This window comes from Peterkaempfera bronchialis (genome assembly GCF_003258605.2).
In the GTDB taxonomy this organism is placed as follows: Bacteria; Actinomycetota; Actinomycetes; order Streptomycetales; family Streptomycetaceae; genus Peterkaempfera; species Peterkaempfera bronchialis.
On the sequence record NZ_CP031264.1, the window covers coordinates 2,078,375 to 2,101,783 of the forward strand.

20 protein-coding genes are annotated in these 23,409 nt (G+C 73.1%); 13 read left to right on the top strand and 7 right to left on the bottom strand.

Annotated features, from left to right (window positions below):
• The first annotated feature begins 28 nt into the window (after window positions 1-28).
• Both C7M71_RS09110 and C7M71_RS09115 read left to right on the top strand, forming a co-directional pair.
• The gene (locus C7M71_RS09110; protein ID WP_111491082.1) at window positions 29-562 is read left to right on the top strand and encodes a response regulator transcription factor; all 534 of its coding nucleotides are present in this window, start codon (window positions 29-31) and stop codon (window positions 560-562) included.
• Between the two features lie 59 nt (window positions 563-621).
• On the top strand, window positions 622-846 hold the full coding sequence (locus C7M71_RS09115) for a hypothetical protein (protein WP_111491081.1): 225 nt from the start codon (window positions 622-624) through the stop codon (window positions 844-846).
• Here the strand turns inward: C7M71_RS09115 and C7M71_RS09120 are convergent.
• A complete protein-coding gene (locus tag C7M71_RS09120) occupies window positions 831-1,646 on the bottom strand; it encodes a hypothetical protein (protein ID WP_111491080.1) in 816 nt (271 codons plus the stop codon). The two genes, C7M71_RS09115 and C7M71_RS09120, sit on opposite strands and share 16 nt — an antisense overlap.
• A 172-nt stretch (window positions 1,647-1,818) precedes the next feature.
• Between C7M71_RS09120 and C7M71_RS09125 the strand changes: the two genes are divergently transcribed.
• From C7M71_RS09125 to pepN, 3 genes are all read left to right on the top strand, one after another.
• Window positions 1,819-2,094, top strand: a complete 276-nt coding sequence (locus C7M71_RS09125) for a WhiB family transcriptional regulator (protein WP_111491085.1) — start codon at window positions 1,819-1,821, stop codon at window positions 2,092-2,094.
• Window positions 2,095-2,189: 95 nt separating this feature from the next.
• Complete coding sequence (locus C7M71_RS09130) at window positions 2,190-3,854, top strand: outer membrane protein assembly factor BamB family protein (RefSeq protein WP_111491079.1); 1,665 nt, start codon at window positions 2,190-2,192, stop codon at window positions 3,852-3,854.
• Between the two features lie 130 nt (window positions 3,855-3,984).
• The gene (gene pepN / locus C7M71_RS09135; protein WP_111491078.1) at window positions 3,985-6,606 is read left to right on the top strand and encodes an aminopeptidase N; all 2,622 of its coding nucleotides are present in this window, start codon (window positions 3,985-3,987) and stop codon (window positions 6,604-6,606) included.
• Between the two features lie 96 nt (window positions 6,607-6,702).
• Here pepN and C7M71_RS33180 read toward each other — a convergent pair whose 3' ends face one another.
• The 4 genes from C7M71_RS33180 to C7M71_RS09155 all read right to left on the bottom strand — a co-directional run bounded on the left by C7M71_RS33180 (window position 6,703) and on the right by C7M71_RS09155 (window position 10,908).
• On the bottom strand, window positions 6,703-7,152 hold the full coding sequence (locus C7M71_RS33180) for a cellulose binding domain-containing protein (RefSeq protein WP_111491084.1): 450 nt from the start codon (window positions 7,150-7,152) through the stop codon (window positions 6,703-6,705).
• Entirely contained in the window at window positions 7,107-7,835 is a 729-nt protein-coding gene (locus C7M71_RS09145) for a cupin domain-containing protein (protein ID WP_111491077.1), read from the bottom strand. Before C7M71_RS09145 ends, C7M71_RS33180 begins: the two co-directional genes overlap by 46 nt.
• Window positions 7,832-9,421, bottom strand: coding sequence for a glycoside hydrolase family 43 protein (locus tag C7M71_RS09150; RefSeq protein WP_229758626.1), 1,590 nt, complete (start codon window positions 9,419-9,421; stop codon window positions 7,832-7,834). Before C7M71_RS09150 ends, C7M71_RS09145 begins: the two co-directional genes overlap by 4 nt.
• A gap of 428 nt (window positions 9,422-9,849) precedes the next feature.
• Window positions 9,850-10,908 carry a LacI family DNA-binding transcriptional regulator gene (locus tag C7M71_RS09155; RefSeq protein ID WP_111491075.1) on the bottom strand — a complete coding sequence of 353 codons (1,059 nt, stop codon included), beginning with the start codon at window positions 10,906-10,908 and terminating at the stop codon, window positions 9,850-9,852.
• A gap of 213 nt (window positions 10,909-11,121) precedes the next feature.
• Here C7M71_RS09155 and C7M71_RS09160 point away from each other — a divergent pair, with 213 nt between their 5' ends.
• The 5 genes from C7M71_RS09160 to C7M71_RS09180 all read left to right on the top strand — a co-directional run bounded on the left by C7M71_RS09160 (window position 11,122) and on the right by C7M71_RS09180 (window position 17,195).
• Window positions 11,122-12,384 (top strand): ABC transporter substrate-binding protein, encoded by a 1,263-nt coding sequence (locus tag C7M71_RS09160; RefSeq protein WP_229759085.1) that lies wholly within the window; start codon window positions 11,122-11,124, stop codon window positions 12,382-12,384.
• Between the two features lie 2 nt (window positions 12,385-12,386).
• Window positions 12,387-13,316, top strand: a complete 930-nt coding sequence (locus C7M71_RS09165; protein ID WP_111491073.1) for a carbohydrate ABC transporter permease — start codon at window positions 12,387-12,389, stop codon at window positions 13,314-13,316.
• 4 nt (window positions 13,317-13,320) lie between these two features.
• Entirely contained in the window at window positions 13,321-14,220 is a 900-nt protein-coding gene (locus C7M71_RS09170) for a carbohydrate ABC transporter permease (RefSeq protein WP_111491072.1), read from the top strand.
• A 50-nt stretch (window positions 14,221-14,270) separates the two neighbouring features.
• Window positions 14,271-16,673: a beta-xylosidase/alpha-l-arabinosidase gene (locus tag C7M71_RS09175; protein ID WP_111491071.1), complete on the top strand. Its 2,403-nt coding sequence runs from the start codon at window positions 14,271-14,273 to the stop codon at window positions 16,671-16,673.
• A gap of 279 nt (window positions 16,674-16,952) precedes the next feature.
• Entirely contained in the window at window positions 16,953-17,195 is a 243-nt protein-coding gene (locus C7M71_RS09180; RefSeq protein ID WP_162824193.1) for a hypothetical protein, read from the top strand.
• A gap of 24 nt (window positions 17,196-17,219) precedes the next feature.
• Here C7M71_RS09180 and C7M71_RS09185 read toward each other — a convergent pair whose 3' ends face one another.
• Both C7M71_RS09185 and C7M71_RS09190 read right to left on the bottom strand, forming a co-directional pair.
• Window positions 17,220-18,011, bottom strand: a complete 792-nt coding sequence (locus tag C7M71_RS09185; protein ID WP_111491069.1) for a class II aldolase/adducin family protein — start codon at window positions 18,009-18,011, stop codon at window positions 17,220-17,222.
• The gene (locus tag C7M71_RS09190; protein WP_111491068.1) at window positions 18,008-18,973 is read right to left on the bottom strand and encodes a C-terminal binding protein; all 966 of its coding nucleotides are present in this window, start codon (window positions 18,971-18,973) and stop codon (window positions 18,008-18,010) included. Before C7M71_RS09190 ends, C7M71_RS09185 begins: the two co-directional genes overlap by 4 nt.
• Before the next feature lie 185 nt (window positions 18,974-19,158).
• Between C7M71_RS09190 and C7M71_RS09195 the strand changes: the two genes are divergently transcribed.
• From C7M71_RS09195 to C7M71_RS09205, 3 genes are all read left to right on the top strand, one after another.
• The gene (locus C7M71_RS09195; RefSeq protein ID WP_229758627.1) at window positions 19,159-20,097 is read left to right on the top strand and encodes an Lrp/AsnC family transcriptional regulator; all 939 of its coding nucleotides are present in this window, start codon (window positions 19,159-19,161) and stop codon (window positions 20,095-20,097) included.
• Between the two features lie 163 nt (window positions 20,098-20,260).
• Window positions 20,261-21,898 carry an amidohydrolase gene (locus tag C7M71_RS09200; RefSeq protein WP_114914276.1) on the top strand — a complete coding sequence of 546 codons (1,638 nt, stop codon included), beginning with the start codon at window positions 20,261-20,263 and terminating at the stop codon, window positions 21,896-21,898.
• 75 nt (window positions 21,899-21,973) lie between these two features.
• A complete protein-coding gene (locus C7M71_RS09205; protein WP_111494601.1) occupies window positions 21,974-23,311 on the top strand; it encodes an MFS transporter in 1,338 nt (445 codons plus the stop codon).
• Window positions 23,312-23,409: the final 98 nt, after the last annotated feature.

Below are 23,409 nucleotides of genomic sequence, written 5' to 3' on the forward strand. Positions count from 1 at the left end.
CCGACCCATACCGGCCCCGGAGGCCCCCATGACCTCGCCCGACCCGCAGCACCGACCACTGACGCCACGTCAGGAGAGCGTGCTGAAGCAGATGCTGAACGGCGCCACCGCCAAGGAGATATCCCAGTCACTGCGGATCAGCACCGCGACCGTCCACTCCCATATGCGCTCCATCTACGCCGCCTTCGGCGTGCGCAACCGGGCGCGGGCGGTCATCGCCGCCATGGAGCACGGCTACCTCCAGGGCGAGGGCGCCGCCGCCCTGCGCTGGAACAGCGAGCGGACCCGCATCCTGCACGAACTGCGGGACGCCTGGCGCCCCTGCGAGGTGCACTCGGTCCACCGGGCGGACTGCGCCACCTGCGCCCGGGCGGCCACCCTGACGTACGCGATGCTCCTGGTCCGCGATCCGTGGTCGCCGCACCCGGACCCGCCACCGACCCGGGCCGCTCCGGCCGCCCCGGCCCGTCCCCGACTCCACGATCCGCGCCCGGCCGAGGCAGCGCGGCTCGTCCGCCGCCGCTCGGAGCCCCTTCAGCCGTCGCCGTACCGGCCACGGTGAGGGCGCCCGCCCCACTCCGCCGTCGCTGATCCATCCATCACCCCAGGGGGTCACCCGCCATGCCGTTTCCGCTGTCCACCCCGCCTCCCACCCCGTCGCCCGGAGCGGTCACGCTCCAGGGGCCCGCCGCCGCCGACCTGGCGGTGCTGGGCATCGCGCTGGCCGTCGCGCTGGCCGTCGCCGTGTGCGTCTTCGTCGCCGCCTATGAGTGCCGGATGCGGGAACTCGACCGGTCGGCCCGCCGCCGCGGACCGGCCGGGCGCGGAGGTCACCTCGCCAGATGACCGGCACCACCGCGCCAGGCGGCCCGGCCCCGGCCGCCGTCCCGCCGCCGGACCACGGCCTGGGCCACCGTCGACTGGAGGCTGGACCCCGGCAGCACGATCTCCGCCGCCAGCAGCCGGCAGAGCGCACACCCCGCCAGATGGCGGCGGGCGTCCTCCAGGGGGGCGGGCGCCAACTCATGGCGGACGCAGGCCGCCGCCGTCTGGTAGGAGAGGTGGTCGAGGCGTACCTCCGCCGGTCCCCCGGACCGGGTGCCCCGGCGCAGATACTCGTCCACCAGCGCGTCCTGGGCGGTCCGCAGCGCCCTGCGGGCCTCCTGGTGGGTGAGCTGCCGGCTGCGGGCGTACCGGTCCGGCGGGCAGCGCTCGACCTCCACCGCCCAGAGCGGATCGGCCTGCGGCAGCGGGAGGGCCGCCAGCGCCGAGCGGGCCAGGGAGGCTTCCCGTCCCAGCGGGCCCCGCTCCCCCGTACCGGACAGCCAGGCGGTGGCGCGCAGCCGCACCTGGCAGCGGACCTGCGCGGAGAAGGACCCGCCGTGCCCGCCGTACTGGGCGTGCTGGTCGCCCGGGTCGTTCTGGAGCGCGGCGACGGCCGCCCGGAACGCCTCGAAGACCAGGTCCTGGGCCTCCCGCCGGGTCCGCCGGTAGCACCGGGCCGTCGCCAGGGCCGACCGGGCCTCGGCGGCGCAGAGCTGCGCGACGGCGCGGTTCTCCCCGGCCCGCGCCCGGGGCAGCAGTTCGCCGTCGTCCCCGGCCACCGCCCGGGGCAGCACGGCCGTCTCCGTCTCACCCAGGCGCATGGCCACCCTCCACGGCGATCCCGCCCACCGCGTGCGTGGGCTCCTGCCTGGGGAGAGCCCGCAGCCAGGGATCCATGACGCGGCGTAGGGCAACCGGCCGGGGTGAGCCGCGTCATGGCCGCCCGGCAGCGGTCTCGGAAGCGACAGATACGACAAGGAGGTCAGACAGGTGATGAGGGCTGGCAGGGCACTGCCCGGCGGGGGCGCCGAGGATCGCGGCTGGGTCGACTCGGCGCTCTGCGCCCAGACCGACCCCGAGGGCTTCTTTCCGGAGCGGGGCGGCTCGACCCGCACCGCCCGCAGGGTCTGCCTCGCCTGCGAGGTGCGGGTGGAGTGCCTGGAGTACGCCCTGGAGAACGACGAGCGGTTCGGCGTCTGGGGTGGCCTTGGCGAGCGCGAACGCCGCCGTCTGCGAAGGGCGTCGGGGGAGGCGGGCGGGCTGCCGTGACCCCTGCGGGCCCTGGCTGTCAGAGGGCGCCTTTACGATGTCGTTGCCTTCCCGGTGGAGGGCGGTATGTGGCACCGAGCGGAAGACGGTCAGGCATGACGGGGGAATCTGCCACTCAGCGCACCGGTGACGGCCAGGGGCAGCCGCCCCGGCCTGCGCGCGGGGTGCGCCTGGGCAAGCAGGGCGGCGGGGTGGGCCAGGACGCCGAGGGGGACTTCGCGTTGCGGCCGCCCACTGCGGCGGTGCCGCATCCGGTGGCGGGTCCACCGCAGCAGCCCGCGTATGGTGCGGCGCCGCCGTATGGTGCCGCGCCGCCGTACGGTGCGCCGCCGCCGTATGGCTATCCGCAGCAGCCGCCGCCCTATGGGTATGCGCAGCCGGGCTTCCCGGGTCAGCCAGGCTATCCGCCGGTGCCCGCGCGGAAGAGCCGGGCGGGCCTGATCGGCGGGTTGGTCGCCGGTGCGGTGGTGCTGGCGGTGGTCGCCGCCGGAGTCGTACTGCTCGACGGCAAGAAGGAGAAGGACGACAGCGCCCTGGCAGGCGGCGGCGCCAGCGCCTCCGCCGGTGCCGGGCCGTCCGGTGCGGCCGGCGGAAGCCCGCTGGGCGGCGGCCTGGCGCTGGCCTGGCAGCTCCCCGCTCCGGCAAAGGCCGACCTCCGCGACCGGCTGCTGGGCACCTGGCTGACGCCGCAGGCCGCCGTCCGCGGCTCCTCCTCCGGGGTGAAGGCCTACGACCCGGCCACCGGCCGCCCGCTGTGGACGCTCGCGCTGCCGCCCGGCGCCACCGATGTCTGCGCAATGGCCCCGGAGCCCAACCGGGACGGCGTCGCGGCGGTCGCCTTCGACCAGGGCGAGCGCAACTGCGCGCTGGTGTCGGCGGTGGACACCGCGACCGGCCGCATCCGGTGGACCCACACCCTCACCTCGCCCCGGGGGAACAAGCTCTCCAGCACCAGGGTGTCCGTCTCCGACACCACGGTCGTGGTGTCCAACGCCTATGTGTCCGGCGGGCTGCGGATCTCCGACGGCGGGGCGGCCTGGACGCTGCTCGACCGGGAGGACATCTGCATCACCCATCTGCGGAGCGCGGGCAACACCGTGGTGGTGGACGACTTCTGCGGCGGCGGCAGCCCCCGGGCGCAGCTGCGCGCGGTGGACGCGGGCACCGGCCGCACCCTGTGGACCTGGGCGATCCCCGGCAAGTACCCCAACGTCAGCCGGGTGCTCTCCACCGAGCCGGTGGTGGTGGACCTGGTGCAGGAGGCGGGCAACGAGTACCTGCTCGCCTTCGACTCCCATGGGACACCGGGGACGCCCATCCCGATCAGCGGCGGGGCGTTCGGCAGGGTGCGCTTCTCCGAGGTGGGCGAGCCCGTCCCGGTCTCCTTTGTGCACGGCACCACGCTCTTCGCCCGCTCCGAGGAGACGGCCGGCAGGCCCGCCGTGGTCGCCTACGACCTGCGGTCCGGCGGCAGGCTGTGGAGCTGGGCGGGCGGCGGCGGGAACGGCGCGGGGGCGGTCGGGGTCTCCGCCGACGGACGGCCGCAGGCCCTCTCCTATGGCGCGTACAAGGAGTCCTCGCAGCTGGTGACGTTGGATCCGGCGACCGGCAGCCCCACCCCGGTGGCCGCGCTGCCCGAGTCGGTGGCCGGTTTCTCGCTGAAGTACAGCAGGGTGCGGGTCGGCGGGGCCGCGCTGCTGCTGGCCTCCGAGATGTCGATGGGTGCGCCGCTGGCGGTGTACGCGGCGGCCGGGGGCTGACCGGGCGGCAGGGCCGGACCGGCCCCGGCTCCGTTCGCGGGCAGCGGAGCCTGCGGGGCCGATATGGCAGGGCGCTGCCGGGGGCCGCGTGGGAGGATGCCCGGGAACGACGACAAAGGAGTCACGCGACGTGCCTGGCACCAACCTGACCCGTGAGGAGGCCCGCACCCGGGCCCAGCTCCTCCACGTGGACGCCTACGACATCGAGCTCGACCTGGGCGGTGCCCGGCTGGGCCCCTCCTCGCCCGAGGCGGGCGAGGAGGGAGGAGGAACCTTCCGGTCCACCACCGTGGTCCGGTTCACCTCCCGCAAGCCGGGGGCGGCGAGCTTCATCGACCTGGTCGCACCGACCGTGCACAGGGTCGTGCTCAACGGCACGGAGCTCGATCCGGCCGAGGTCTTCGCCGACAGCCGGATCGCGCTGCCGTCGCTGGCCGCCGAGAACGAGCTGACGGTGGTCGCGGACTGCGCGTACACCAACACCGGCGAGGGCCTGCACCGCTTCGTCGACCCGGTCGACGGGGAGACCTACCTCTACACCCAGTTCGAGGTGCCGGACGCACGGCGGGTCTTCGCCTCGTTCGAGCAGCCGGACCTCAAGGCGGAGTTCCGCTTCACGGTGACCGCCCCGGCCGGGTGGGCCGTGGTCTCCAACTCGCCGACGCCCGAGCCGGTCCCGGGCGAGGCGGAGGGCACCCAGGTCTGGGCGTTCGAGCCCACCCCGCGCATCTCCTCGTACATCACCGCGCTGATCGCGGGCCCGTATGTGGGCGTCTTCGACGCCTATGAGGACGGCGACCAGAAGGTGCCGCTGGGCGTCTACTGCCGCCCCTCGCTGCGGGAGTTCCTGGACCCGGAGCAGCTCTTCGAGGTCACCAAGCAGGGCTTCGCCTACTTCCAGCAGAAGTTCGACCACCCGTACCCGTTCGCCAAGTACGACCAGCTCTTCGTGCCGGAGTTCAACGCCGGCGCGATGGAGAACGCGGGCGCGGTCACCATCCGCGACCAGTACGTCTTCCGGTCCAAGGTGACCGACGCGGCGTACGAGCTGCGGGCGGAGACCATCCTGCACGAGCTGGCCCACATGTGGTTCGGCGACCTGGTCACCATGGAGTGGTGGAACGACCTCTGGCTGAACGAGTCGTTCGCCACCTTCACCTCCATCATCTGCCAGGCCGAGGTGGAGGGCAGCCGCTGGCCGCACGCCTGGACCACCTTCGCCAACTCCATGAAGACCTGGGCCTACCGGCAGGACCAGCTGCCGTCCACCCACCCGATCATGGCGGAGATCAACGACCTGGAGGACGTCCAGGTCAACTTTGACGGCATCACCTACGCCAAGGGCGCCTCGGTGCTCAAGCAGCTGGTGGCGTATGTCGGCAAGGACGAGTTCTTCCGGGGCGTGCAGGCGTACTTCAAGCGCCACGCCTGGGGGAACACCCGCCTGGTGGACCTGCTGGGCGCGCTGGAGGAGACCTCCGGCCGCGACCTCAAGGCGTGGTCCAGGGCGTGGCTGGAGACGGCCGGCATCAACATCCTGCGCCCGGAGCTGACGCTGGCCGAGGACGGCACCGTCGCCTCCTTCGCGGTGCTCCAGGAGGCCCCGGCGCTGCCCGCCGGTGCCAAGGGCGAGGCCGTGCTGCGCCCGCACCGGATCGCGGTCGGCGCCTACGACCTGCGGGACGGCAAGCTGGTCCGCACCGACCGGATCGAACTGGACGTGGACGGGGAGCGCACCGAGGTCCCGCAGCTGGCGGGGCGGCCCCGCCCGGCGGTCTTCCTGCTCAACGACGACGACCTGTCGTACGCCAAGGTCCGGCTGGACGCCGAGTCGCTGGCCGTGGTCACCGAGCACCTGGGCGACTTCGCCGACTCGCTGCCGCGCGCCCTCTGCTGGGCGTCGGCCTGGGACATGACCCGGGACGGCGAGATGGCGACCCGGGACTACCTGGCGCTGGTGATCTCCGGCCTCGGCCGGGAGTCGGACATCGGCGTGGTGCAGTCCGTGCAGCGGCAGGTCAGGCTGGCCCTGGACCTCTACGCCGACCCGGAGTGGCGCGAGCAGGGCCTGACCCGCTGGGCCGAGGCGTGCGAGGAGCAGCTGCGCGCCGCCGCCCCCGGCGGCGACCACCAGCTGGCCTGGGCGCGGGCGCTGTCCGCCGTGGCCCGTTCGGCGGACCACCTGGCGCTGCTGGCGGGGCTGCTCGACGGTTCGCAGTCGGTGCCGGGCCTGGCCGTCGACACCGAGCTGCGCTGGGCGCTGCTGGAGCGGCTGGTGGCGACCGGGGCGGCGGACGAGAAGGCGGTGGACGCGGAGCTGGAGCGCGACCGCACGGCCGCCGGCGAGCGCTATGCCGCCACCTGCCGGGCGTCCCGCCCGACGGCGGAGGCCAAGGCCGAGGCGTGGGCCTCGGTCGTGGAGACCGACACCCTGCCGAACGCGGTGCAGGAGGCGGTGATCGGCGGCTTTGTGCAGACGGACCAGCGGGAGCTGCTGGCGCCGTACACCGAGCGGTACTTCGCTGCGGCGAAGGACGTCTTCGCCTCCCGTACGCATGAGATCGCCCAGCAGATCATCGTCGGGCTGTACCCGTCGCTCCAGGTGGAGCAGGCGACGCTGGACGCCACCGACGCCTGGCTGGCGTCGGCCGAGCCGGCGCCGGCGCTGCGCCGGATGGTGGTGGAGTCCCGGGCGGGTGTGGAGCGGGCGCTGCGGGCGCAGGCCGCCGACCGGGCGGCCGGCGGGCGCTGACGCCGTCGGACGGACATCGGTGACCGTCGGGCATCGGTGAGGGGGAGCGCGGCAGCGGTGCCGCGCTCCCCCTCACGTCTGTTCAGCCTTGGCTGCTCAGCTGAGCGTGACGGTGGGGATGGGGTTGGAACCGAAGGAGGTGGACCCGCCGGCCGGCACGGCGCCGTTGTAGGAGGCGTTGGTGCAGGTGGCGGCGGCGCCGCTCTGGGTGCAGTCGGCGTTCCACGCCTGGGTGATCTTCTGCCCGACGCCGTAGGTCCAGGTGACCTTCCAGCCGTTCCGGGACGAGCCGGCGGCGCAGCTGATCTTCACATCACCGGTGAAGCCGTCGTTCCACTGGCTGGGGATCGGGTACGTGGCGGTGCAGCCGCTGCCGCCGTCAGCCGGGGGCCGGCGGAGTGCGGAGGTCCGTGCCTGCTCGGCACGGGCATGGCCTGAGGGCGCGCGAGAGGGCGCCGGCGGTGCGGTACGGAAGCGGGTGAAGTCCGCACCGCCGGCGGTCAGGGGTGGGCGGGTTCGAGGTCGTAGACGTCCAGTCGGCCGCAGAGGCCGTACGCCCGGTCCGCCCGGGTCGGTGCCGCGCGGACGGCGACGGCCGCCTCCAGCAGATGGTCGATGCGACCGTCGCGGAGGGCGGCGAGCTGGTCGCCGGTGCGGAGGGCCGCCGCCTTGGGGCCGTTCCGCCAGCCGGTCTGCCACTCCCCCAGCCGGTCGGCCCGCAGGGCCAGCGCCCGGCGGTAGAAGGCGGGCAGGGCCTCGGTGTCCCCTGCGGCGACCCGGTGGACCAGGGTCCGGAAGCCGCGTACTGCCAGGTCCCGGCGGTACCGGGCGGCGCCCGCGCCGGTGGGGGGCTCGGCCGCCGCCGCGTATGCGGCCGGGTCGTCCAGGAACTCCGGCGGGAAGGTCAGCACGGCGTCGCCCGCCTCGGGCAGCCCACCGTTCTGCGTGACGACCACGGCGTGCAGCGCCTCGCCGGTGTTCACCGTGCGGTGGATGGTGCCGGGACCGAACCAGGCCACGGTGCCGGGGCGCAGCGGGGTGATCCGCAGGCCGTCGGCGGTCAGGGTGTGCAGCTCCCCCTCCCCGGCGACGACCGCGTATGCCTCGGTGCAGGCGAGGTGGACATGGGGGGTGCCGCCACGGCGGCCGTCCTCGGCCGGCCAGTCGTAGACCTCCAGGCCGGAGACGGCGGCGCCGCCGGGGAAGGCGGGCGCGGGTCTGCTGCTCATGCCGGGCCCTCCTCGCCGTCCGGTGCGGGCCGGGGGTCGGTGGGGGTGTAGCGGAACCAGTCGAAGTCGGCGCCGCGCGAGGCGCCGTGGAGCCGCCCGCCGGCGGCCGACCCGGTAGCGGCCGGTCCGGTGGCGTACAGGCCCACATAGGCGCCGGTGAAGCCGCCCGCCAGGCGGCTGCTGAGGATGCGGCCGTCGACGGTGGCGAGCTTGTCCCAGCGGTCGGCGTGCTGGGAGCAGAGCAGCGTGTAGTCCTGTCCGGCGGCGCGGACGGCGAGCCGTACCGGGCCGGGGGCGAGCGGCAGTTCGGCGGGTACGGCCTCGGTGCCGCCGCTGCGTACGGTGACCCGGGCGGCCTTGGCGCCGTCGGCGGTGGCGCCGACGGTGAGGCGGATGTGGAAGTCGTGGTTCTGGAGCAGCACCAGGCCGGCGCACTCCTCCGGGGCGGCGGGCTCGAAGTCCAGCTCGGTCTCGGCGGTGAAGTGGTGGTGCTGCTGGCGGCGGCCGACGAAGGCGGGGGTGCCGGGTTCGGCGAGGGTCTGCGGGAGGAGCCGCAGCCGCAGGTGTCCGGGCCGCTCGGTGAGGGTGTACAGCTCGGTGCGGGGGGTGCGCAGCAGGTTCCACTCGGGGCGCAGCACGGGGGCGTCGAAGTGGTCGACCGGATCGGGCTCGGGCCAGGGGTGCGGCGGCAGGGCGACCTCGGTCCACTCCTCCAGCCGACCGGTGCCGGGGTTGACCACCGGCCAGCCGTCCTCCCACTCCACCCGGGCGAGGAAGGTCTCCCGGCCGAGGTTGGCGTGGTCGCCGCCGTAGGGGCGGGAGGCGAGCAGCAGCGCGTACCAGTCGCCGGCCGGGGTCTGCACCAGGTCGGCGTGGCCCGCTCCGGTGACGGGGTGGGAGCGGCCGAGGTGGCGGTGGGTGAGCACCGGGTTGCGCGGGTTGTTGCGGTACGGGCCGGTGAGGGTGCGGCTGCGGGCGACGGTGACGGCGTGGTCGTGGTCGGTGCCGCCCTCGGCGATGACCAGGTGGTAGTAGCCGTCGTGCCGGTACAGGTGGGGGCCTTCGGCCCAGACGGCGTCCACCAGGGCGCCTCGGAAGATCACATGCTCCGGGCCGGTGAGCCGGCCGGCGGCCGGGTCGAGGGCGCGCAGCCAGATCTCGGTGTGGCCGGCCTCGTCGGTCTGGCGGGTGCCCAGCAGATGGGCGGTGCCGTCGTCGTCGAAGAAGAGCGAGGGGTCGAAGCCGGGGGCCTCGGGCAGCCAGACGGGGTCGGACCAGCGTCCGGCCGGGTCCTCCGCGGTGAGCAGGAAGGTGCCGGACTGCTCCGGTCCGTCGACCAGGGTGCAGACCAGGTGGAAGAGCCCGCCGTGGTGGGTGAGGGCGGGGGCGTAGAGGCCGCCGGAGGGGCGGATGCCGTCCAGGGCGAGCTGGTCGGGGCGGTCCACGGCGTGTCCGATGGGGCGCCAGTGGACCAGGTCGCGGCTGTGGTGCAGGGGCAGGCCGGGGAAGAACTCGAAGGAGGAGTTGGCCAGGTAGTAGTCGTCGCCGACCCGGCAGACGGCGGGGTCGGGGTGGAAACCCGGCACCACGGGATTGCGGGCACGGGTGTGCTGTGTGGGGTGGGGACGGTGCATGGCGGTCGCGGACCCATCCCGTACGCTGCCCGGGTGGGTCGGGCGGCGCGGGCGGGGAGGCCGCACGCCTCCCTTCGCGCGTCGGGCGAGTGCGGGGGCCGGGCCGTTCCTGCCCGGATGCCGAGGCAGGGAAGCTGATCGTGAGGGCCGATGTGCTCGAAACTTTCGGCCATGTTCCCGATCTGCTTCGGAGACGTTACGGCTCCGTCTGCGGGACCGTCAATACATCTGCGCAAGCAGGGCCGCCAAGGTTCCGGCGGAGCGTCGGCGGTGGCGCCAAGGGGGCTTCGGCGGGGGTTCAGCGGTGCTCTGAGCAGTGGTTTCGGCGGTGGCTCCGGCTCTGGTTTCGGTGGTGTTTCGGCGGTCGCGGCGGTACGGCGTCAGCGGGCCGGCGGGGCGGTACTGCTCCGCATCACCAGGCTGGTCGCCAACTCGACCCGGGTGACGCCGGGCTGGCGGCCCCGGCCGAAGTCCAGCACCAGCCGGGCGGCGGCCTCGGCCATCTCGGTGAGCGGCTGGCGCACGGTGGTGAGCGGCGGGCCGACCCAGCGGGCCAGCGGCAGGTCGTCGAAGCCCACCACGCTGAGGTCCTCGGGGATGCGCAGACCCAGTTCGCGGGCGGCCTGGTAGAGGCCGAGCGCCTGGAGGTCGTTGCCGGTGAAGACGGCGGTGGGCGGGTCCGGCAGCCGCAGCAGCTCCAGCCCGCAGGCATAGCCGGCCTCGTGGTGGAAGTCGCCGTCCCGGACCAGCCTCGGGTCGAAGGCGACGCCCGCGGTCTCCAGGGCCGCGCGGTAGCCGTCGATCCGGGCCCGGCTGCACATCATCGAGGAGGGGCCGCCGATCACGCCGATCCGGCGGTGCCCCAGCTCCACCAGGTGGCGGGTGGCCGCGAGCCCGCCGTGCCAGTTGGTGGCCCCGATCGAGGGCACCTCGTCGCCGGGGTCGCCGGCCGGGTCCACCACCACAAACGGTATGTCACGGCTCGTCAACTGGGTACGCTGGGCCGAGTCCAGATCGGAGAGGACCAGGATCACCCCCGCCGGACGGCGGGCCAGTACCGCGTCCACCCAGGTCTGACCCGGCGTCAGTCGCCCTGCGCTCTCGGAGAGCACCAGGCTGAGGCCCTCCTGCCGGGCGACGTTCTCCACGCCCCGGATGACCTCCATCGCCCAGGCGCTCTCCAACTCGTGGAAGACCAGGTCGAGCAGTTGGGACTGCTGGGCGCCGCCCCGCCTGCGGCGGTAGCCGTGACGGCGCAGCAGCTCCTCCACCCGGCTGCGGGTGGCCGGGGCGACATCGGCCCGCCCATTGAGCACTTTCGAAACTGTCGGAGCCGAGACCCCCGCGGCACGAGCGATCTCGGCCAACGTGGCACCACCCTCCGACACATGGACGGACGGTGGCTCCTCCTGGCGGGACTGGACCTCTGCGGCACTCATGGAGGGATGGTAGCCCTCCGTCCGCTGAGCTCAAGCCCCCTCCGAGCTGGCGGATAGTTCCTCCTACCCCCTTGACGCGCCCGATACACACCCGTACGGTTCCGGCAACATTCGTAGTACTACCCGAAACATTCGACAGAGGTGCAAGTCATGGGGTCGGGCATTCTCCGCAACGGCGCGCGTACGGGCCGATGGACCGCGGCAGCCGCTGCGATGGCGATGGCAGCGGTGCTGGCCGGATGCGGCTCTGGGGGGAGCGACGGCAAGGACAGCGGCGGTGACGGCGGGGGCACCCTCACCGCCTATGTCTACGGCGACGACGCTGTGAAGGTGCAGCAGGCTGCCGTCGACACGTTCAACAAGACCTCCAAGGTCAAGGTCAAGCTCATCAAGGTGCCCGGCACCGACTATGTCAACAAGCTGCGCAGCGCGATGGGCTCGCCCAACGCTCCTGACATCTTCTTCAACTGGGGCGGCGGCTCCATCAAGCCTTATGTCGATGCCAACCAGCTGGTCGACCTCACCTCCACCGTCGAGAGCGACGCGACCCTGAAGGACGGCTTCCTGCCGTCGATCATGAAGGCCGGCAGCCTCAACGGAAAGATCTACGGCGTGCCGATGCGCGGCATGCAGCCGGTGATCCTCTTCTACAACAAGACCCTCTTCGCCAAGTACAACCTTCAGCCGCCGGCGACCTGGGACGACCTTCAGAAGGACATCACCACTTTCAAGTCCAAGGGCATCACCCCCTTCGCCCTCGGTGGCTCCGACAAGTGGCCTGAGCTGATGTGGCTGGAGTACCTGCTGGACCGGATCGCCGGCCCGGAGGTCTTCAAGAAGATCCAGGACGGTGACACCTCCGGCTGGGGCGACCCGGCGGTGCTCAAGACGGCCCAGACCGTCAAGCAGCTCGTCGACGGCGGTGCCTTCGGCAAGAACTTCACCTCGGTCGACTACGGCAACGGCGGCGCCCCGACGCTCTTCAGCAAGGGCAAGGCCGCCATGCACCTGATGGGTTCGTGGGAGTACTCGACCCAGCTGGGCAAGGCCCCCGACTTCGCCAAGAACGACCTGGCCTGGACCCCGTTCCCGACCGTGGCCGGCGGCGTCGGCGACGCGGCCGACGTGGTGGGCAACCCCACCAACTACTGGTCGATCAACGCCAAGACCAAGCACAAGGACGCCGCCATCGCGTTCCTGAAGACCATGGCTGCGCCGGAGTACACCAAGGCCCTGGTCGACAACGGCGACATCCCGACCTCGTCCAACGCGGGCGACCTGCTGAACACCTCGCCCAACCCGGAGTTCGCGACCTTCCAGTACAACCTGGTCGAGAAGGCCCCCAGCTTCACCCTCTCGTGGGACCAGGCGCTGGAGGCCAAGTACGCCAGCCCGCTGCTCACCGAGATCAGCAAGCTGTTCGCCGGGCAGTCCACCCCTGAGCAGTTCGTCGACGCCATGAAGGCCGTCAAGTAACGATGTCCACCGCAACTCCGCTGACGAAGAAGCGGGGAGGCAGCGCGGCGGCCGGCAGCAATGTCGGCCGCCCGCACGTCGCCTGGGCCCTCCCCGGCATCCTCTTCTTCGCCGTCTTCGCGATCGTCCCGCTGGCACTCGCCGTCTACCTCTCGTTCTGCAACTGGGACGGCCTCAACTCGCCGACCATGACCGGCCTGGACAACTGGACCCGGCTGTTCAAGGACCCCGAGTTCACGCAGGCGATCTGGCTGAGCTTCCTGCTCACCACCATCAGCTGGGCCTTCCAGACGCCGGTGGCGCTGCTGCTGGGAGTCTGGGCGGCGGGGCGGCAGCGCAGCCGAGCCGTGCTGTCGGCGATCTTCTTCATCCCGCTGCTGCTCTCCAGCACCGCCATCGCCATGCTCTTCCACGCCCTGCTGGACCCCAACTTCGGCGTGATCAAGACAATCGGCCCCTGGGTGGGGATCGACCCCAACATCATGGGCAACTCCACCGGCGCGCTGCTCACCGTGGCCTTCGTCGGCGGCTGGCAGTTCATGCCGTTCCACACGCTGATCTACCAGGGCGGCGCCCGGCAGATCCCGGAGGTCCTCTACCAGGCCGCGTCGATCGACGGCGCCGGCATGGTGCGGCAGTTCTTCCACATCACGCTGCCGCAGCTGCGCAACACCATCACCACCTCCTCGGTGCTGATGATCGTGGGCTCGCTGACCTACTTCGACACCGTGCTGATCATGACCAAGGGTGGTCCGGGCACCGACACCACGGTCCTGCCGTACCTGATGTACCGGACCGGATTCCAGACCTACGACCTCGGCTACGCCGCCACCATCGCCACCGCGCTGGTCATCGTCGCCACCGGTCTCTCGCTGGTGCTGGTCCGCTTCAGCGGCTTCGGGTCCATGCGCTCCACCCGGGAAGGTATGTGACGAGATGGACACCGAAACCCGCGCCGCGGCGCCGTCCGTGACATCCGCCTCCCCCAGCACCGTCGCCGCTGCCCCCCGCCCCCGGTGGCGGCTCCGGGGCAACCCGCTGGCCGGTCTGGGCTCGCTGGTCTGGCTGGTCATCGTGGTGGTGCCGATCTACACGATGATCTCCTCGTCGCTGATGCGCCAGGACGAGGCGCTCGACGGCGACCCGCTGGCCTTCCCCACCCACCCCACGCTCGACAACTACAACACCGTGCTGCACAGCGGCTTCTTCACGCTGCTGAGCAACACCGCGATCGTGGCCGTGGCAACGGTCGCCATCGTGGTGGTGCTCTCCGTCCCGGTGGCGTATGTCGCGGTGCGCACCCGCAACCGCTGGTCGTCGCTGGCGTTCCGGGTCTTCCTGCTGGGCGTGGCAATCCCCGCCCAGGCGGTGATCGTGCCGCTCTATCTGCTGATCGGCAAAATGGGGCTGTACGACACGCTGCCCGCGATCATCCTGCCCACCGCGGCGTTTGCGATGCCGGTGGCGGTGCTGGTGCTCAGCGGCACCATGCGCGATGTCTCCGAAGAGCTGTACGAGGCGATGGCGCTGGACGGCGCCACACCGCTGCGCATGCTGGTCCAGCTGGCGGTACCGCTCTCCAAGGCCGGTATCAGCACGGTGGCGATCTTCTCCGCACTCCAGGCGTGGAACGGCTTCCTCTTCCCGCTGATCCTCACCCAGTCGGAGGAGAAGCATGTGCTGACCCTCGGCCTCTTCAATTTCATGAGCCAGTTCGGTGTGAACATCCCTGCTGTGCTGGCGGCGGTCGTCCTCTCCGTGGTGCCCATCTTCGCCGTCTACCTCGTCGCCCGGCGTGCCCTGATCAACGGCCTGATGGGGGTCGGCGGCAAATAACACCCCCACGCCGCCCGCATCACGCCACTCACGAGAGGAACCCCTGCCCGATGGCAATCCACCCCACCCCGCACGCTCCCGCGGAGGCCGCCGAGACGGCTACAGCGGAGGGTCCCTGGAGGGACCCCTCGCTCGCGCCCGCGGCGCGGGTCGCCGACCTGATCGGCCGGATGACCCTGGAGGAGAAGGCCGCCCAGCTCTACGGGGTCTGGGTGGGGGCCGACGCCGACGGCGACGGGGTGGCCCCACACCAGAACGACATGGTCGACCCGGTGGACCTGGACGAGCTGACCACCCGGGGCCTGGGACAGCTGACCCGGCCGTTCGGCACCGCGCCGGTGGACCCGGGGGTCGGCGCGGTGGCGCTGGCCCGTGCCCAGCGGCGGATCACCAGCGCCAACCGGTTCGGCATCCCGGCGCTCGCCCACGAGGAGTGCCTGGCCGGGTTCACCGCCTGGGGCGCCACCGCCTACCCGGTGCCGCTGGCCTGGGGCGCCGCCTGGGACCCGGCGCTGGTCGCCGAGATGGCCCACCGGATCGGCCGCGACATGCGGTCGGTCGGCGTCCACCAGGGCCTGGCCCCGGTGCTGGATGTGATCCGCGACCTGCGCTGGGGCCGGGTGGAGGAGACCATCGGCGAGGACCCCTACCTGGTCGCCACCATCGGCACCGCGTATGTCCGGGGGCTCCAGTCCGCCGGGATCGTCGCCACCCTCAAGCACTTCGCCGGGTACTCCGCCTCGGCCGGCGCCCGCAACCTCGCCCCGGTGCGGGCCGGCGTCCGGGAGCTGGCCGACGTCATCCTGCCGCCGTTCGAGGCCGCCGTGCAGGAGGGCGGTGCCCGCTCGGTGATGCACTCCTACGCCGAGATCGACGGCGTGCCCGCGGCCGCCGACCCCACCCTGCTCACCGGCCTGCTCCGGGACACCTGGGGCTTCACCGGCACCGTGGTCGCCGACTACTTCGGCATCGGCTTCCTGGAGACCCTGCACCGGGTCGCCGGCGACCGCGCCGACGCCGCCCGCCTCGCCCTGACCGCCGGGGTCGACGTGGAGCTGCCCACCGTGCGCTCCTACGGCGACGCGCTGATCGGCGCCGTCCGGGACGGCTCCGTCCCGGAGGAGCTGGTCGACCGCGCCCTGCACCGGGTGCTGGTGCAGAAGTGCGAACTGGGCCTGCTCGACCGCGACTGGTCGCCGCTGCCGACCGCGCTCGGCGGAGAGTACGACGACGCCGACCCGGAGCAGGCGCGCGGCACCGTCGACCTCGACCCGCCGGAGAACCGGGCCGTCGCCCGGCTGCTGGCCGAGCAGTCCTGCGTCCTGCTCGCCAACCCCGGCGGGACGCTGCCGCTGCCCGCCGGCGCCCGGATCGCGGTGGTCGGCCCGCGCGCCGACGACCCGCTGGCGATGCTGGGCTGCTACTCCTTCCCCAGCCACGTCGGCGTCTCGCACCCCGATGTGCCGCTCGGCGTCGCCATCCCCACCCTGCTGGAGGCGGTCGGCGCGGAGTTCCCCGACGCGGCGGTGACCCACACCCCCGGCTGCGACGTGGACGGCGACGACACCTCCGGCATCGAGGCAGCCGTCGCGCTGGCCCGCGAGGCGGAGGCCTGCGTCGCGGTGCTGGGCGACCGGGCCGGGCTCTTCGGGCGCGGCACCTCCGGCGAGGGCTGCGACGCGGCCGACCTGTCGCTCCCGGGCGTACAGGGCGAGCTGCTGGACGCGCTGCTGGCCACCGGCACCCCCGTGGTGCTGGTGCTGCTGACCGGCCGTCCGTACGCACTCGGCCGTTGGGCGGACCGGCTGGCCGGAGCGGTCCAGGCGTTCTTCCCCGGCGAGGAGGGCGGACCGGCGCTGGCCGGGGTGCTGTCCGGCCGGGTCAACCCGTCGGGCCGGCTGCCCGTCGGCGTGCCGTACGGGCCGGGCGGCCAGCCGTGGACGTACCTCCAGCCGCCGCTGGGCCTGGCGGGCGGGGTCAGCAACCTGGACCCGACCCCGCTCTACCCCTTCGGGCACGGGCTCTCCTACACCGCGTTCGACTGGGAGCCGGCCGAGGCGGACCGCAGCGAGATGGCGACCGACGGCGCCGTCGACGTGGAGCTGACGGTGCGCAACACCGGTGACCGGGACGGCGCCGAGGTGGTCCAGCTCTACCTGCACGACCCGGTTGCCCAGACCACCCGGCCCGATGTCCGGCTGGTCGGCTACGCCCGGGTGCCGCTCGCCGCCGGCGAGGCCCGGCGGGTGCGGTTCCGCTTCCACGCCGACCTGGCCTCCTTCACCGGCCTGGCCGGACGCCGGATCGTCGAGCCGGGCGAGCTGGAACTGCGCCTGGGCGCCTCCACCGGAGACATCCGGCAGACGCTGCCGCTCCGCCTCACCGGCCCCGAGCGCACCGTCGACCACCACCGCCGCCTGGTCTGCGAGACCTCGGTGGACGCCGCCGAGTAACCCTGACGTTCCATCAACTGCCGGTGGGGCGGGCCATAGCGGCCCGCCCCACCGGCAGTATGCTGTTGCGCCACACGTCGGCGCCGCCCGCACCGGCTACACCGAGAGCGCACAGCAGGCCGGGACCCTGGGGACGGCGAAGGACGGCGTGGACGACGGGCGTTTCGAACCTGGCCCGGGTGCTCCACCGACGACCGCCGACGGCTGCTGAACCCCAGGGCGGTGGTCCCGGAGGAGTCGGTCCAACAGCTCAAGCCGGATGGCACTCCCTGGCCGCTGATGAGGCTCAACCATCTTTTCTGGCAGCTGCGCAGCCTTCCCGGTAACACCTCGGCCGTGCGGTTCGCCGGCGATCTGCGCTACGGCGGGGTGGTGTCCCCCACCGACCGGGCTGTTCCCCTCCAGGCGTTCCGCCGCCACCGCTGGAAGCCCGGGACCAGGCGGCTGAAGGCCACCCCGGAGGCGGAAGCCGCCTCCCACGCCGCCGGGCTCGACAAGAGCCGTCTGATCTGGGACGCCTGATCCGAGGCGTTCGGCTGAGTGGGGTCAGTTGCGGTGGTCGGGGGCGATGCGGTCGACCAGGCGTAGCAGGGCTGCCCAGGCGAGGTCGTAGGCGTCGTCGTCCTGGAAGTCGGCGTCGGCGGTGCCGCTGAGCTGTTGGGCGGTGTACTCGCAGACCTCGGGGGAGGGGATCGTCAGGGGGGCGCCACCGGCCTGGGCGGTGACCTGGATCTCGCAGGCCTTCTCCAGGTAGTACATCCGCAGGAAGGCCTGGGCCGGGGTCTCGCCGACGGTGAGCAGTCCGTGGTTGCGCAGGATCAGTGCGGGGTGGCCGCCGAGGTCGGCGACCAGCCGCTGCTGCTCGGCGAGGTTGAGGGCGATGCCCTCGTAGTCGTGGTAGCCCACCCGGTTGTGGAACTCCATGGACATCTGGTTGAGCGGCAGCAGCCCGTCCCGCTGGGCGGCGACGGCGCAGCCGGCCTTGGTGTGGGTGTGCAGGACGCAGTGGGCGTCGGGGCGGGCGGCGTGGATGGCGCTGTGGATGACGAAGCCGGCCGGGTTGACCCGGTACGGGGTCTCCTCGACGGCGTTCCCGGCCAGGTCGATCTTGACCAGGTTGGAGGCGGTGATCTCCTCGAAGAGCAGCCCGTAGGGGTTGATCAGGAAGTGGTGGTCGGGGCCGGGGAGGCGGACCGAGATATGGGTGAAGATGAGGTCGGTCATCCGGAAGTGGGCCACCAGCCGGTAGACGGCGGCCAGTTCGCGACGCAGCCGCAGTTCCTCCGCCGCGTCGGCGGCGCGGTCGGCGGTGCCGGTGCCGGTCAGCAGCTCGGTCATGCGGGGACTCCTTCGGTCACGGGGGTGAGCGGGCGGCCGGTGCGGTGCCAGGAGACGACATTGGCGGCGGGCCGCTCCACATAGGCGCGCAGGCTGGCGTCGCTGAGGAAGGCGCTGTGCGGGGAGAGCAGCAGCCTGGGGTGGGTGCGCAGCGGGTCGTCGGGCGCGGGGGGCTCCTGCGGCAGGACGTCCAGTGCGGCTCCGGCGAGGCGTCCTCCGTCGAGCGCCTCCAGCAGGGCGGTGTGGTCGACCAGCCCGCCCCGGGAGACGTTCACCAGCACGGCGCCGTGCGGCATCCGGGCGAGTTCGGCGCGGCCGATCAGACCCCGGGTGGAGTCGGTGAGCGGGAGGTGCAGGGAGAGTACGTCGCTGGTCTCGATCAGCCGGTCGAGGTCCAGCTGCCGCACATGGGCGGGATGGTCGGTGCGGCCGCGCGGGTCGTAGCCGGCGACGGTGCCGAAGACCGGTGCGGCGAGGTCGGCGACCCGGCTGCCGATCCGGCCGAGCCCGACCAGGCCGAGGGTCAGTTCGCTTGCGCGGCGCGGCACTTCGGTGAAGTCCTGGTTCCAGCCGCCGCCGCGCACCACCGCGTCGGCCTGGGGGAGCCGGCGGACCAGGGCCAGTGCGGAGGCGAAGGCGTGGACGGCGACGTCCTCGGTGGCGGCGTCGGGGAGGTTGCAGACCCAGATCCCCCGGGCCCGGGCGGCCTCGGTGTCGATGTGGTCGTAGCCGGCGGAGAGGGTGGCCAGGATGCGTACCGCCGGGAGCCGGTCGAGCAGGGCGGCGTCCACGGCGGCGTAGCCGACGAGCAGGGCGACCGCGTCGGCGGCTGCCCGCACGATGGAGTCCGGGTCGGGGCCGTCGGCGATCCGGACCTCGAAGCCGGCTTCGGTGAGCAGGTCGACGCCGGGTGCCGGGTCGAGTTCATCCAGGTCGGTGAAGACGGCTACGGGTGGGGACATGAACTGCTCCGCAGATGGTTCGAACGTGCTGGACGCTAGGAACTTACGTTTCGGCTGTCTTTTTGTCCATGCATGGCCCTTGATCGGCCTGGACGGCAGCCCGCGCAGGGTGCCGGGTGGCGCAGAATGGCCAGGTCCGGCCGACATGCGGGCCGGCCGGCGGGCGAGCGAGAGGGAGCCTCGGGGTGGATCTGGAGAGCACGGGCCTGGACGACGTCGACCGGGAGGTCGTACGGGAGCTCCAGGCGGACGGCCGGCTTCAGTACGAGACGCTGGCGCAGCGCGTCGGCCTGTCGCGGCCCGCCGTGCGCGCCAGGGTGCAGCGGCTGCTGGACTCGGGCGCGCTGCGGGTGGTGGCCATCGTCCACCCGGCCGTGCAGGGGGTCACCGCCTCGGGGCATGTGTCGATCGACGTCCGGGGCGAGGCCGAGCCGGTCGCCCGGGCGGTGGCGGCGCTGCCGCAGGCGCCGTTTGTCACCCTGGCGGCGGGGCGCCGCCCGGTGGTGGCCGAGCTGCGCGCGGCCGACTTCCCCGCGCTGACCGAGGTGCTGGACCGGGTCCGGGCGCTGCCGGGGGTGGAGGGGGTGCAGGCGCAGGTCTACACCCGGGTGATCAAGGACCCGTATCTGATGCCCGCCGCGCCGGCCGACGGGTCGCTGGACGAGGTGGACCGGCATCTGCTGGACATCCTCCAGCTCGACGGCCGGCTGCCGTTCGCCGACCTCGCCGAGCGGGTGGGGCTCTCTCCGGGGGCGACCCGGGCCAGGACGCTGCGGCTGATGGACAGCGGGGTGGCCCGGGTGGTGGCGCTGGTGCGGCCGGAGGTGCTCGGACTGGGGTTCCTCTGCGGCTTCGCGGTACGGCTGGAGGGCGCGGCGGCGGGGGCGGCCGAGCGGATCGCCTCCTGGCCGCAGGTCTCCTACCTCTCCGCCTGTGTGGGCTCGGCGGACCTGGTGGGGACGGTGACCGCCGAGTCGCTCGGTGCCGTACGCCGCACACTGGAAGCGGTCCGGGCCTGCCCGGGGGTGCGGTCGGTGGAGAGCTGGCTCCATCTGGAGCTGGTCAAGGAGCGGTATGACCTCGGCCGAAAGGTGCAGCACACGGCCACCCCGGGTCGCCACTGACGATTCGTCCGCGAGATAGACAGGTGATGGTCGAAAAGTTCATTGCGCTCAGATCTGGCAATCGAAACGATTGCCCTCTAGTGTCTGCGCCAACGAATCGTCCGCGCTGCACATTCGCTGCGGCCGTATCGCCATCCCCTGGAACGGAAGCAGGCACACCCCCATGCACGACAACGACCGCACCCTGCTGGTGACCGGCGCCACCGTGGCCGCCGCCGACGGCACCAGGGCCGAGGCACTGGCCGTACGCGGCGGCCGCGTCCTGCACGTCGGCAGCCGGGAGGACGCCCGCGCCGCCCTCGGCCGGGTCGACGAGGAGGTGGCTCTCGACGGCGGCGTGGTCCACCCCGGCTTTGTGGACGCCCACTGCCATCCGGTGATGTACGGGCAGGCGCTGGCCTGGGTCGACGTCCGGCCGGAGCGGGTCCCGGACCTCGACACCCTGGTCCGGGTGCTCGCCGAGGCCGCCCGCGAGCTGCCCGCCGGGGTCCCGCTGCGCGCCTTCGGCTACGAGCACCGCCGGCTGGCCGAGCGCCGCCACCCCACCCGCCACGACCTGGACCGCGTCGCCCAGGACCGCGAGGTCTATGTGATGAACGCCTCCGGCCACGGCGGCGTCGTCAACTCCGCCTCGCTGCGGCTGCACGGCATCACCGCCGCCACCGCCGAGCCCGAGGGCGGCCGGATCGGCCGCTTCCCGGACGGCGAGCCCAACGGCGAGCTCTGGGACGCCGCCTGCGACCTGATCACCGGCCCGGACGGCATCAAGATCGGCAACCATGGCCCCAACTTCCACCTCGACGAGCCGGAGGCGGTGCTCGCCGCCCAGCTGCGGCACGCCCAGGACGTCTTCCTCGCGGCCGGCGTCACCACCGTCGGCGACGCCCAGGCGTCCCGCCGCGAGATGGGGGCCTATCTGCGGCTGCGCGACGCGGGCGAGCTGCGGATGCGGGTCTCGGCGTACCTCACCTCCGCCCTGCTGGACACCGCCCTGGACCTCGGCCTGGTCCGCGCCCTGGGCGACGACCTCTTCCGCGTCCAGGGGGTGAAGTTCTACGCCGACGGCACCCTCGGCGGCTGGACCGCCTACTTCCCCGAGGGGTACGCCGCCGACTGCTGCCACCACGGGCAGCTCTACCACACCGCCGAGGAGTACGCCGAGCTGGTCGCCCGCGCCCACCGCGCCGGGTTGCAGACCGCCACCCACGCCCAGTCCCCGCACGCCATCGGCATGGTGCTGGACGCCGTCGAGAAGGCCCAGGCCGACCTGGACCGCCCCGACGCCCGGCACCGCATCGAGCACTGCGGCCTCCCCACCGACGAGCAGGTCCACCGGATGGCCGCGCTCGGCGTGGTCCCCGTGATGCAGCCGCAGCACCACCTGCGCACCGGCGACGGCACCCTGGCCGCCGTCGGCGACCTCGGCCACCGCTACAACCCGGCCGGGCGCTGCGCCGACGCCGGCGTCCCGGTGGTCTTCAGCTCGGACGCCCCGGTCGCCCCGCCCGCGCCGCTGGAGGCCGTGTACGCCGCCGCCACCCGCCGCACCGTGCTGGGCACCGAACTCGGCGACGCCTCGCTGCGGCTGCCGGTCGCGGCGGGGCTGCGCGCCCACACCGCCGACGCCGCCCGCGCCCTGCACCTGGAGCACTCCGTCGGCACCCTGGCCCCCGGCGCCTGGGCCGACTTCACCGTGCTCAGCGCCGACCCGGCGCAGACCCCCGCCGAGGAGCTGCGCTCCATCGCCGTCCGCGAGACCTGGGTGGGCGGACGCCGCGCCTGGGCCGCCGCCGGCCGCTGACCCGGCCGCTCCCCCTCCCCGAGCCTTCCCCCCAGCCCTCCCCCAGCCCGTCCCCCACCCTGCCCGGAGGCCCCCATGGCGGAACCCAGCACCAGTGCTGCCAACCCGCGAAGAGCGGCGCTCGCCGCCCTCGTCGGCACCTCGATCGAGTGGTACGACTTCTACGCCTTCGCCACCGCCGCGGCGATCGTCTTCAATGACGTCTTCTTCCCGGCGGACATGCCCCCGCTGCTGCGCACCCTCTCCTCGTTCGGCACCTTCGCGGTCGGCTTTCTGCTCCGGCCGCTCGGCGGCATCGTCTTCGGCCACATCGGCGACCGGATCGGCCGCAAGAAGACCCTGGTCACCACGTTGCTGATGATGGGCGTCGCGTCCTTCTGCATCGGCCTGCTGCCCACCTATGCGCAGATCGGCGCCTGGGCACCCGCGCTGCTGATCGTGCTGCGGCTGGTCCAGGGGATCGCGATCGGCGGCGAGTGGGGCGGCGCGGTACTGGTGGCGGTGGAGAGCGCCCCCAAGGGCAAGGCCACCTTCTTCGGCTCCTTCGCCCAGCTCGGCTCCTCGGTCGGCGCGCTGCTCTCCACCGGCGCCTTCAGCCTGATGAACCTCTTCGGCAGCAGCGCCTTCCACAGCTGGGGCTGGCGGGTGCCCTTCCTGCTGTCGGCGGTGCTGGTGATCGTCGGCCTGGTGATCCGGCTGCGGCTGGAGGAGTCCCCGGCCATGGCGGAGATCCAGGAGCAGCGGACCACCGACGACCGGCTGCCGATCGTGGAGGTGCTCCAGAAGGACTGGCGCACCGTGCTGCTGGGCGTCTTCGGCCTGGCCACCGCGACCGGGGGCTACTACCTGGTCACCAGCTATCTGCTGGCCTACGCCGACGACCATGTCCATATCTCGCAGTCGATGCTGCTCAACGGCCTCACCCTGGCCGCCTTCGTGGAGCTGCTGGTCACCCCCTGGCTCTCCTGGCTCGGCGACCGGATCGGCGCCCACACGGTGGTGATCGCCGGGCTCGCGGGCGTGGTGGTGCTGGCGGTGCCGCAGTTCCTGGCCCTGCACACCCGTAGCACCCTGCTGATCTGGGGCGCGATGGTCGCCATGCGGTTCACCATGTCGGCGCTGTACGGGCCGATGGCGGCGATCCTGGCCGAGGGGTTCGACGCCCGGGTCCGCTACACCGGCATCTCGCTCTCGTACCAGGTGTGCAACCTGGTCTTCGGCGGGTTCTCCCCGCTCATCGCCGCCTCGCTGTCGGCGGCGGCGGGCGGTAGCTACTGGCCGGTGGCGGCCATGCTGATGGCGGTCTCGGCGGTCGGCATCCTCTCCATCTCCCGGCTGCGCGCCCGCCGGGAGGCCGCACTGGCAGCCGACAGCGGCCGGGTGGGCGGCGACCGGGTTCCGGCGGCCGTCTGACCGCCGCGCGCCACGCCTCCGGTCCGGGGCGCCCTCCACCCGGAGGGCGCCCCGGACCGCGTCCGGCCCCCGGCGGCCCGGCGGCCCGGTGACCCGGT

Bases quoted from the DNA above. Each gene is read 5' to 3' on its own strand.
- C7M71_RS09110 (WP_111491082.1), top strand. From the start codon at position 29: ATGACCTCGCCCGACCCGCAGCACCGACCACTGACGCCACGTCAGGAG.
- C7M71_RS09115 (WP_111491081.1), top strand. From the start codon at position 622: ATGCCGTTTCCGCTGTCCACCCCGCCTCCCACCCCGTCGCCCGGAGCG.
- C7M71_RS09120 (WP_111491080.1), bottom strand. From the start codon at position 1,646: ATGCGCCTGGGTGAGACGGAGACGGCCGTGCTGCCCCGGGCGGTGGCC.
- C7M71_RS09125 (WP_111491085.1), top strand. From the start codon at position 1,819: ATGAGGGCTGGCAGGGCACTGCCCGGCGGGGGCGCCGAGGATCGCGGC.
- C7M71_RS09130 (WP_111491079.1), top strand. From the start codon at position 2,190: ATGACGGGGGAATCTGCCACTCAGCGCACCGGTGACGGCCAGGGGCAG.
- C7M71_RS09145 (WP_111491077.1), bottom strand. From the start codon at position 7,835: ATGAGCAGCAGACCCGCGCCCGCCTTCCCCGGCGGCGCCGCCGTCTCC.
- C7M71_RS09155 (WP_111491075.1), bottom strand. From the start codon at position 10,908: ATGAGTGCCGCAGAGGTCCAGTCCCGCCAGGAGGAGCCACCGTCCGTC.
- C7M71_RS09160 (WP_229759085.1), top strand. From the start codon at position 11,122: ATGGCGATGGCAGCGGTGCTGGCCGGATGCGGCTCTGGGGGGAGCGAC.
- C7M71_RS09165 (WP_111491073.1), top strand. From the start codon at position 12,387: ATGTCCACCGCAACTCCGCTGACGAAGAAGCGGGGAGGCAGCGCGGCG.
- C7M71_RS09170 (WP_111491072.1), top strand. From the start codon at position 13,321: ATGGACACCGAAACCCGCGCCGCGGCGCCGTCCGTGACATCCGCCTCC.
- C7M71_RS09175 (WP_111491071.1), top strand. From the start codon at position 14,271: ATGGCAATCCACCCCACCCCGCACGCTCCCGCGGAGGCCGCCGAGACG.
- C7M71_RS09180 (WP_162824193.1), top strand. From the start codon at position 16,953: ATGAGGCTCAACCATCTTTTCTGGCAGCTGCGCAGCCTTCCCGGTAAC.
- C7M71_RS09185 (WP_111491069.1), bottom strand. From the start codon at position 18,011: ATGACCGAGCTGCTGACCGGCACCGGCACCGCCGACCGCGCCGCCGAC.
- C7M71_RS09190 (WP_111491068.1), bottom strand. From the start codon at position 18,973: ATGTCCCCACCCGTAGCCGTCTTCACCGACCTGGATGAACTCGACCCG.
- C7M71_RS09200 (WP_114914276.1), top strand. From the start codon at position 20,261: ATGCACGACAACGACCGCACCCTGCTGGTGACCGGCGCCACCGTGGCC.
- C7M71_RS09205 (WP_111494601.1), top strand. From the start codon at position 21,974: ATGGCGGAACCCAGCACCAGTGCTGCCAACCCGCGAAGAGCGGCGCTC.